Raw genomic sequence first — 8,972 nt, 5'->3', positions numbered from 1 at the left:
CCCACGGATGGGTCAGGAGAGCCCCTTTTCGGCGAGGACCTCCCCAGGTTCGCCTTGGCGAGATCTCGGAGCGACTCGTCCATCGACAGGACGGCACCGCGTTCCGCTTCTGTCCCCGTCATCCCTCATCCACCCGACCCCGCTATGGTCCGGCCATGGCGACATGGGACGAGGTGGCCGGTGCCCTGGCCGGATTGGGCGAGGAGAACCACTTCACGGGAAGCGTCCTGGTGGTGGAGGGCGAGCGAACGCTCCTCGAGGTCTGCGCCGGCCTGGCCAATCGGGCGACCGCCACCCCGATCCACCCGGACACCCGATTCGGCCTCGCGTCGCTGTCCAAGCCATTCACAGCTGCCGCGGTGTTGAGCTGTGTGCGCGACGGCCTGCTCGGCATCCCGGATCGAGTGGCCGACCTGCTGCCAGCCCGCCGCAGGCCGCGCAGCCTGTCGGACCAGGTCACCGTGCACCACCTGCTCACTCACACCTCGGGCATCGGCGACTACGCAGAAGAGGACCAGGACCTGCCCGGCTACGTCGAGGACTACGGCGCACTGTGGGGACAGGTGCCGATGTACCGGATCGAACGGCCCGACGACCTCCTGCCGCTCTACGCCGACGCCCCGCCCGTCGCGCCACCGGGCACCGAGTTCCACTACAACAACGCCGGCTTCGTGCTTCTCGGTGCCATCGTCGAGCAGGTCACGGGCCAGCACTTCACGTCAGCCGTGACCGAGCGCGTCCTCGGACCAGCTGGCATGGCGTCAGCCGGCTACTTTCGGTCCGACGAGCCCGTGCCGGACGTCGCGGTCGGCTACCAGCGGCACCCCGGCGACCCGGCAGGAGCGCGCAGCAACATCTTCTCCATCCCGGTGGTCGGCAACGGCGACGGCGGTGCCCACGCCACCCCCCGCGACCTCGACCGCTTCCTCAGGTCGATCGCGTCCGGCGACCTGCTCGGCGACGGCCTCAGCACCCAGATGCGCACCCACCAGGTCGACGTCGCAGGAGGAGTCTCCTACGGCTACGGCCTCTACCTTCGAGCCGACGGCGGCTTCGGACACGGCGGTGGCGACCCCGGTGTCGAGACCATGGCTCGGCACATCCCGGACCGGGATCTGACGCTGGTCGCCCTCTGCAACGGTGAAGAGATGCTCAAGCACGTCTGGCCCTTGCTGGTCTCCGCCATCTGAAGCAGACAAGGGCCGAGCAGGAGCAGCCGAGGCCGAGGCATTCGTCCACGAGCACCTCCCGGTGGGAACGAGCCCGCCCACGCGAGCCGGGCCAAGAGGTATGCCGCTGAGCTAGGGCCGGAGTCCCTCCCGATCGGGGATACTGGTCTCAGCGACAGCCGTCAGCGCATCCCCGCCTGCTGTTCGAGGTGACAGTGGGTGGAGACCCCGCCGCCATCGTCACTGCCCGCCGCGACGACGACCACGGCATGACGGGCTGCGTCGTCCAAGAGATCCCCCTGGACAACGCTCATCGAGGACGTCGCCTCGCGGCCGCCGTCCTGAAGCGCCTCGTAGCGGAACTGCCCGCCGGCTCTCGTGACACCCTGCGGGGGACCCATCCACCCGGACAATCAGCCGTCGCTGCGAGACGCCCGCTCCCTCGGGCGCGAGATCGTGGGCGGCTACGTCTGGTTGACACCGCAAGGGGTCACCGGTCTCTGACGGACACGGCGGGGAGCGCAGCCAAGGGCTAGAGGGCCGACTTGAAGCCTTCGTGACTGGCGATATAGCCCAGACGTGCATAGAACCGGTGGGCGTCCGCGCGCGTCTTGTCAGAGGTCAGCTGAGCCAAGGTCGCGCCGTGCGCCCGCCCATAGTCGTGTGCCCAGCCGAAGAGCGCGGTGCCCAAGCCGGACCCTCGCGTGGCAGGTGCCAGGCGGACGGCCTCGATCAGGAGCCGCTTCGCTCCCGCACGGGCCAACCCGGGAATGAGCGTGAGCTGCATGGTCCCGACAATGGCGCCGTCGTCGTCCCGGACGGCGATGAGGAGCTGGTGCGGATCGGAGTCGAGCTCGCGAAACGCCGCCTCATACGGTTCCAGCTGCTTGGACTCCCGCTCGGCGCCCAGGACGTCATCTGCCAGGAGACTGACGATCGCAGGGAGGTCGGCTGCCGTCGCCCGCGCGGCTGTGAACCGACGGCCGTCGACATCGAGAGTCTCCATGCCGCCATGATGCCCTGCTCCGTACTCCGTCTTTCGACGTGGAGGTCGGCGGCGAGGAGGCGATGTCCGTCCTTCCCTCCGACACGGACCGTATCTTTCATCCTGATGCTGCAGACGAGCGCTCCGTTTGTGTGGCTCGTCGGCCGAGAAATGGCATTGCGAATGAACAACACAGGATGTTTGGCGGACAGCCAACGACTGGACAGGAACCTGACGCGCATGTTGCCTACCCCCACGCTGCTGACTCGTCGCCTCAGACTGCGCCCCTTCGCCGCCACGGATGACGACGACCTCTTCGAACTGCAGAGCAATGCCCATGTGCTGCGTTACTGGGACTCGCCGCCGTGGAGCGAGCGCGGGCGCTCCGAGCGTTTCATCAAGGCGTGCCGGGGGATGGCCGAAGAGGGTACGGGGGCGCGGGTGGCCGTGGATCGTCCCTCCGACGGGGCGTTCATCGGATGGTGCCACCTGAGCGAGTGGAACCCGGACTACCGAAGCGCGTCACTGGGCTATTGCTTCACCGAGGCGGCGTGGGGCCACGGCTACGCGACGGAGGCGGCGGGCGCTCTGCTCCGGTGGGCGTTCGACACGTTGGATCTGAATCGCGTCCAGGCCGAGACGGATACCCGCAACGTTGCATCCGCTCGTGTGCTGGAGAAGCTCGGGTTCGTCCGCGAAGGGACGTTGCGCGAAGACTGCGTCGTGAACGGCGACGTCTCTGACTCCTGGGTGTTCGGGCTGCTCAGGCGAGAGGGGGAGCCGTCCTCCGAGCCGGTGCAGTCCCTACCGGGGACAACGAGTCCCTCGGTAGCGCCTCGACCGACGCGATGACCACTTCTGGTCGATCCGGCAGCGACTCGCGAAAGCAGCCGTCGTACTGCTCAACCCTGGCATCACTGCCGGCTGCCAGAAGTCACTGCAGGAGTCAGTCTCCGTCCCGCAGCCGGACGCCCCGAGGGAGACAGTCCTGGAGTCGTAGCTCCGATCGCTCGTGGCCGGGGATTGCGATACCGCACGCAAGCTGGCGGCCGCGTCCTTCACGACGGGCAACGGCGACCTCTGCGGCTCCGTTGCAGTCAAGGCCTTCGCACCCGTCAGCGAGCCCGCGACGCCGACGGAGGGCGGGGCCATCCACGCCACCAGCGTGACCACGAGCGGCAGCGCCGATGGCTCCATCGAGGCCGGGCGCGTGACCTGGTTCTACTCCTTCAAGCAGCTGGACGGTGAGTGCAGAGTGGTCGGCGGAGGCAGCCGGCCCTGACCACGCCGTGCCGAGCTGCGCCGAGTTGTGTTGCTGGAGCTGCGTCCACCCGAAGTGAGTCCGTGCGCGCTACGGTCGAGGATGATCACTGCGATCCACACGCTGGTCTACTCCGACGACGCCACGGCGACTCGGGCCTTCTTCAAGGACGTGTTGCGGTGGCGGTTCGTGTCGGAGGGCGACCGGGGCGACGCTGGGACGGGCACCGGGACAGGTGGGCACGACCCGGCCGAGTGGCTGATCTTCGCGACCGGCCCGAGTGAGCTCGGCGTGCACCCGACCGCCGGCCAGCATGAGGGTCAGCACTACAGCTCGCCCAGGCATCACTCCATTGCGATCATGTGCGACGACCTCGATGCGACCGTGACCGACCTGTCCGGGAGGGGAGCCCGCTTCGCCGGTGAGGCGCGAGAGATGGGCTTCGGTCGAGGGGTTCTCCTCCACGTTCCCGGCGCCGACGACATGCTGCTCTACGAGCCTCACCACGCCACGGCGTACAACCTCACCTGACGCGGCCGTGTCAGCATCCGATCAAGTGCCGGGCGAGAGCGACGCAGCCTCGGCAGCGAGGGCCTCCACCCGGGCCCAGTCCCCATCGCGGAGAGCGTCGCCGGGGCAAACCCAGGAGCCCCCGACGAAGGGCACGTTCGGCAGGGCCAAGTAGTCGCGCGCATTCGCCACCGACACGCCACCCGTGGGGCAGAACCGCAGCCCCGGCAGGGGTGCACCGACCGCCGACAGCAGCCGGACCCCGCCGACCGCCTCGGCGGGGAAGAACTTGAGGGTCCGGAAACCACGCTCGGCGAGCGTCATCATCTCGGTCACCGTGCTCGCCGCCGGGAGGACAGCCAGGCCGGAGTCGAGCGCCGCGTCCACGAGCCGCCCAGGCGATCCCGGCAGGACGAGGAATGTCGCCCCCACCCGCCGCGCGGCGGACACCTGCTCCGGCGACGTCACTGTCCCGGCTCCCACGCGGGCCTCCGGGACCTCGGCCGCGATCCGCTCGATCGCCCTGAGCGCCGCGGGAGTCCGCAGGACGACCTCGATGACATCAAGGCCGCCGCGGCACAGGGCGCGGGCCAGCGACATGGCATCGACGCCGTCGGAGATGGTCACGACCGGCACGACGGCCGGGATCGGGCCCAGCGCCTCGAGCCGTGCCTGCGGATCACCAGTCATGGACGGTCCCATCTGCGAGTCGGGCGACTGGCAGGTACGCCGGCTCATACGGGAAGCGGTCCGCGGCCGACACGTCGAGGTCCACGCCGAGACCGACTTCGTCGCCGGGGTGCAGCAGGCCGTTCGCGAAGGCGAACGACGTCCGGAACACCGCGCCGGTGACGTCCGGGTGGGGCATGTACTCCTGGATGCCGAAGTTGTGGATCGCGAGCCCGAGGTGCAGCGCCGCGGCCATGCCGACGGGGGAGATGTCCGTCGCACCATGCATGCCCGAGCGGGCCCCGTGCAGTGCGGCGAGGTTGAGCAGCCGGCGCAGGCCGGTGATCCCACCCGTGTGGGTGACCGACGAGCGGACGAAGTCGACGAGCCGCTCGCGCAGCAGCGTCTGGTAGTCCCAGACGGAGCTGAGGACTTCGCCGATCGCGAGCGGGGTGACGGTGTGCTGCCGGACGAGCCGGAGGGCCTCCTGGTCCTCGGTCGGGGTGCAGTCCTCGAGCCAGAACAGGTCGTAGGGCTCGAGGTCGCGGCCCAGCCGGGCGGCCTGGATCGGCGTCATCCGGTGGTGCCCGTCGTGCAGCAGCGGCAGCTCGGCACCGAACTCCGAGCGCACCGCCTCGAACACCGTCGGCACGTGCCGCAGATAAGCCCTTGTGTCCCAGCCCTCCTCGATCGACAGCCCGGCCCGGACGGCCGGCTCGTAGTGGTCGGCCCGCTCACCGGCCGCGCGGACGGACGACACGCCATACACACTGCCCACCCCGGGGATCGAGATCTGCACGCGGATCGCGCGGAAGCCCTCGTCGAGGTGGTGGCGGATCGAGTCGAAGAGCTCCTCGGTGTCACGTCCGGACGCGTGCCCGTAGGCGAGCAAACCGTTCCGCGAGGCGCCACCGAGCAGCTGGTAGAGCGGCATGCCCGCCGCCTTCGCCTTGAGGTCCCAGAGGGCAACGTCGACGGCGGCGATCGCCGTCATCGTGACGGGTCCGCGTCGCCAGTACGCGCCGCGGTGCAGCAGCTGCCAGGTGTCCTCGATCCGGTGTGCGTCGCGCCCGACGAGGAGCGGCGCGACGTGGTCGCGCAGGTAGGACGCGACGGCGAGCTCGCGCCCGTTGAGGGTGCCGTCGCCGAGGCCGACCAGTCCATCGTCCGTCGTGAGGCGCAGCGTGACGAAGTTGCGGCCCGGGCTCGTGACGACGACCTCGGCCGACTCGATCCTCACAGCACCGCCCCGACCTGCCACGGGACGATCTCCTCGCCGCCGAGGCCGAGCTCCTCGCTGAAGCTGCGCCGTCCGGACGCGGTGTCGAGCAGCAGGTCGTAGACCCGCCGGCCCATCTCCTCGACCGGCACGCCGTCCTCCACGACGCCGGAGCAGTCGAGGTCGATGTCGCCGGCCATCCGCAGGGCGAGGTCGGAGTTCGTCCCCAGCTTCACCGTCGGCGCGGGCCGGCTGCCGAAGACCGACCCCCGGCCGGTCGTGAAGCAGATGAGGTTTGCCCCGCCGGCGACGAGCCCGGTGACGGAGACCGGGTCGTAGCCGGGGGTGTCCATGAAGACGAAGCCGGGGGTCGGGATCGGCTCGGCGTAGCCGCAGACCGCCGCGAGCGGGCTGTGCCCACCCTTCGCGACCGCCCCGAGGGACTTCTCGAGGATCGTCGTGATGCCGCCCGCCTTGTTGCCCGGTGAGGGGTTGCCGTCGAGTGTCGTGCCCTGCGACGTCGTGTAGTGCTCCCACCACCTGATGCGCTCGAGCAGCGCCTCGCCGACGGCCGGGTCGGCGGCGCGCTCGACGAGCATCTGCTCCGCGCCGTAGATCTCGGGCGTCTCGGCGAGGACGCTCGTGCCGCCCGCGGCCACGAGCAGGTCGCTCGCGACGCCGAGCGCCGGGTTGGCGGTGAGGCCAGACCACGCGTCGGAGCCGCCGCAGTTGAGGCCGAGGACGAGGTGCTCGACGCCGACCTCGGTCCGTCGGGTGCCGCGCAGGTCCTCGGCCAGTCCGGTGACGAGCTTCTCGCCCTGGCTGATCGCGGCCGCGGTGCCCCCGACGTCCTGGATCGTGAAGTGCTCGATGGGGATCGTCGCGTCGGCGCCGATCGAGTCGACGAGGCCGGTGACGGAGTTGACCTCGCAGCCCAGTCCGATGACGACGAGCGCGCCGATGTTCGGGTGCCGGGCATAGCCCTGCAGGGTGCGACGCAGCAGGTCCCAGCCCTCACCGAAGTCCGCCATGCCGCAGCCGGTGCCGTGGGTCAGCGCGACGACGCCGTCGACACCCTCGGGCTGCAGCGCCGCGACGATGTCCTCCGTGCGCCGAGCGACCTGCCGGGCGACCGTGGCCGAGCAGTTCACCGTCGTTAGGACGCCGACGTAGTTGCGGGTGGCCACCCGGCCGTCGGAGCGGGGGATGCCCATGAAGGTGCGACGCAGGTCGGCCGGGAGCGCCGTCGTCGCCGTCTGCTGCCCGCCGCCGGACGCCAGGGCGCTCGCCCCTTTGGGCATCGCGAGGTTGTGCACGTGGACGTGCTCGCCGGCACGGACGGCACTGGTCGTGACGCCGATGATGTGACCGTACTTGCGTACGAGCGTGCCCGCCGGCAGGTCCCGCAGGGCGACCTTGTGACCACGGGGTATGCCGCTCACCGCGGTGACGCTCGGCCCGTCACCTGCCGCTGCGGTCGCGCCCGGAGCGAGCTCCTGGAGGGCGATGGCGACGTCGTCGCCGGGAGCGAGCAGGAGCAGCTGGTGGTTCATCTCGTCTCTCAGTTCCCTTGTGTGGCAGGCAGGTCGGAGCTCTGGGCGGCTCGGCGGGTCTCGTCGAGGGTCGGCACGTGCCCGGTCCCGCCCTGGCCGGAGACGGACAGCGAGGCCGCCGCGGCACCGAGCCGGACCGCCTCGTCCAGCGAGTCACCGGCCGCGAGGCGCGCGGCCATGGTGCCGGTCAGGCAGTCGCCGGCACCGGTCTGGTCGACGACGACCGCCGCCCTCGGCGCCGGCACCTGGTGCACCCGGTCACCCTGGACGACGACGGCGCCGTCAGCGCCGCACGTGAGGACGACGGCGCGGCTGCCCAGCTCGAGCGCCGCCGTGGCGGCGTCCCGCGGTGGCATATCGGGCGGCAGACCGAGCAGCGCCGTGGTCTCGCCGGGCCAGGACGGCGTGATGACCTCGGCCTGCGGGGCGATCTCCCGCAGGAAGTCCCCCGCGGCGCTGGCCGTCGTCAGCCGGGGCCGGTAGTTCGGGTCGTACACGAACCGGCGGGCCAGCGTGGCCGCCCGCCGCACCGCCTCGCGGGCGGAGCCGGACAACGCAGCGGTGATCCCGCTCGTCACGACGACGTCCGCGTCGGCGAGCAGGTCCGCGTCGAGGTCGTCCGGTGACAGACTCGCCCCGACGCTGGCGGCCCGGGCGTAGGCGAACTGCCGGGCGCCCAGCGGGTCGGCGTGGGTGAAGTAGACCCCGTGGTGGCCCGGGGACCGGACCACGGCGCTCGTGTCGACGCCCAGCTCGGCGCAGCGCAGCACGAGCGCCTCACCGAGCTCGTCGTCGGGGACCCGGGACATGAGGACGGCCCGGGCTCCGCCGGCGGCCGCGGCCGCGGCGACGTTGAGCGCGTCGCCGGAGAAGCCGAGCCGCAGGCTCCCGCCCGCCGCGAACGGCTCGGTGGACGAGAGCTCGACGAGCACCTCACCGAGCACGACGACGAGAGGCCGGCTCAGCGGCATACGGTCAGGGCGTTCCGGCGAACCCGCGGTGGTCACGCTTCCTGCTCCTCCTTGACCTGCGCCACGAGCTGGGTCGGGTTGACGAACCGGAGGGCCGTCACGAGCAGGACCGCCATGATGAGCATGTAGATCACCGCCATTGCGTCGACCGACTGCTGCGCCCGGATGCCGGCCGCGTTCATCGAGTTGAACAGGGCCACGACGAGGGTGTTGGAGTCGGGGCCGGCGGTCAGGAAGGTCAGCTCGAACATGCCGACCGTCCGGACGAGGACGAGGATCGACGCGGCGAGGATCCCCGGCACGAGCAGGGGAGCGAGGATCCGGGTGAAGATCGAGATCGTCCGGGCGCCCGACATCCGGGCGGCCCGCTCGATCGTCGGGTCGATCTGCTCGATGAACGGGGTCATCGTGAGGATCACGAACGGCACGCACGGGACGAGGTTTGCCAGGATGACGCCGCTGATGTTGCCCGCGAGGTTGAACTTGTAGAGCACCGTCGCGAGCGGGATGCCGTAGGTGATCGGCGGCATGAGGATCGGCAGGAGGAACGCGAGGTTGACCAGTCGTTTGCCGGGGAAGTTGCGCCGGGCGAGCACGTAGGAGGCCGGCACCCCGATGAGGACGGACAGCACGAC

The 8,972-nt window shown here is 70.6% G+C and carries 11 protein-coding genes; 4 read left to right on the top strand and 7 right to left on the bottom strand.

Features of this window, described 5'->3' with window-relative positions:
- The first annotated feature begins 155 nt into the window (after window positions 1-155).
- Window positions 156-1,190, top strand: coding sequence for a serine hydrolase domain-containing protein (locus N864_RS15850; protein ID WP_051518678.1), 1,035 nt, complete (start codon window positions 156-158; stop codon window positions 1,188-1,190).
- A 161-nt stretch (window positions 1,191-1,351) separates the two neighbouring features.
- On the opposite strand, the gene N864_RS15845 is transcribed toward N864_RS15850, so the two are convergent.
- Together N864_RS15845 and N864_RS15840 are read right to left on the bottom strand one after the other, a co-directional pair.
- Entirely contained in the window at window positions 1,352-1,570 is a 219-nt protein-coding gene (locus N864_RS15845; RefSeq protein WP_034718935.1) for a hypothetical protein, read from the bottom strand.
- A 131-nt stretch (window positions 1,571-1,701) separates the two neighbouring features.
- Window positions 1,702-2,175: a GNAT family N-acetyltransferase gene (locus N864_RS15840; RefSeq protein WP_034718932.1), complete on the bottom strand. Its 474-nt coding sequence runs from the start codon at window positions 2,173-2,175 to the stop codon at window positions 1,702-1,704.
- Between the two features lie 105 nt (window positions 2,176-2,280).
- Between N864_RS15840 and N864_RS15835 the strand changes: the two genes are divergently transcribed.
- The 3 genes from N864_RS15835 to N864_RS15825 all read left to right on the top strand — a co-directional run bounded on the left by N864_RS15835 (window position 2,281) and on the right by N864_RS15825 (window position 3,946).
- Complete coding sequence (locus N864_RS15835) at window positions 2,281-3,006, top strand: GNAT family N-acetyltransferase (protein WP_240474360.1); 726 nt, start codon at window positions 2,281-2,283, stop codon at window positions 3,004-3,006.
- Between the two features lie 160 nt (window positions 3,007-3,166).
- On the top strand, window positions 3,167-3,436 hold the full coding sequence (locus N864_RS15830; RefSeq protein WP_034718929.1) for a hypothetical protein: 270 nt from the start codon (window positions 3,167-3,169) through the stop codon (window positions 3,434-3,436).
- Window positions 3,437-3,517: 81 nt separating this feature from the next.
- Window positions 3,518-3,946 (top strand): VOC family protein, encoded by a 429-nt coding sequence (locus tag N864_RS15825; RefSeq protein WP_034718927.1) that lies wholly within the window; start codon window positions 3,518-3,520, stop codon window positions 3,944-3,946.
- A 21-nt stretch (window positions 3,947-3,967) separates the two neighbouring features.
- Here N864_RS15825 and eda read toward each other — a convergent pair whose 3' ends face one another.
- The 5 genes from eda to N864_RS15800 all read right to left on the bottom strand — a co-directional run.
- Entirely contained in the window at window positions 3,968-4,615 is a 648-nt protein-coding gene (eda, locus tag N864_RS15820; RefSeq protein WP_051518679.1) for a bifunctional 4-hydroxy-2-oxoglutarate aldolase/2-dehydro-3-deoxy-phosphogluconate aldolase, read from the bottom strand.
- Window positions 4,605-5,834 carry a D-mannonate dehydratase ManD gene (manD, locus tag N864_RS15815; protein ID WP_034718924.1) on the bottom strand — a complete coding sequence of 410 codons (1,230 nt, stop codon included), beginning with the start codon at window positions 5,832-5,834 and terminating at the stop codon, window positions 4,605-4,607. The genes eda and manD overlap by 11 nt, the downstream gene beginning before the upstream one ends.
- The gene (locus tag N864_RS15810) at window positions 5,831-7,366 is read right to left on the bottom strand and encodes a UxaA family hydrolase (protein ID WP_034718914.1); all 1,536 of its coding nucleotides are present in this window, start codon (window positions 7,364-7,366) and stop codon (window positions 5,831-5,833) included. The genes manD and N864_RS15810 overlap by 4 nt, the downstream gene beginning before the upstream one ends.
- Before the next feature lie 8 nt (window positions 7,367-7,374).
- Complete coding sequence (locus tag N864_RS15805; RefSeq protein ID WP_240474359.1) at window positions 7,375-8,373, bottom strand: sugar kinase; 999 nt, start codon at window positions 8,371-8,373, stop codon at window positions 7,375-7,377.
- The coding region (locus tag N864_RS15800) for an ABC transporter permease (RefSeq protein WP_034718909.1) at window positions 8,370-8,972 on the bottom strand (603 nt) is incomplete at its 5' end. The genes N864_RS15800 and N864_RS15805, both read right to left, overlap by 4 nt.

The organism is Intrasporangium chromatireducens Q5-1 (genome assembly GCF_000576575.1).
Classification (GTDB): Bacteria; Actinomycetota; Actinomycetes; order Actinomycetales; family Dermatophilaceae; genus Intrasporangium_A; species Intrasporangium_A chromatireducens.
Note: the sequence above shows the minus strand (reverse complement) of the source record. Positions and strands in the feature narration are given on the sequence as shown.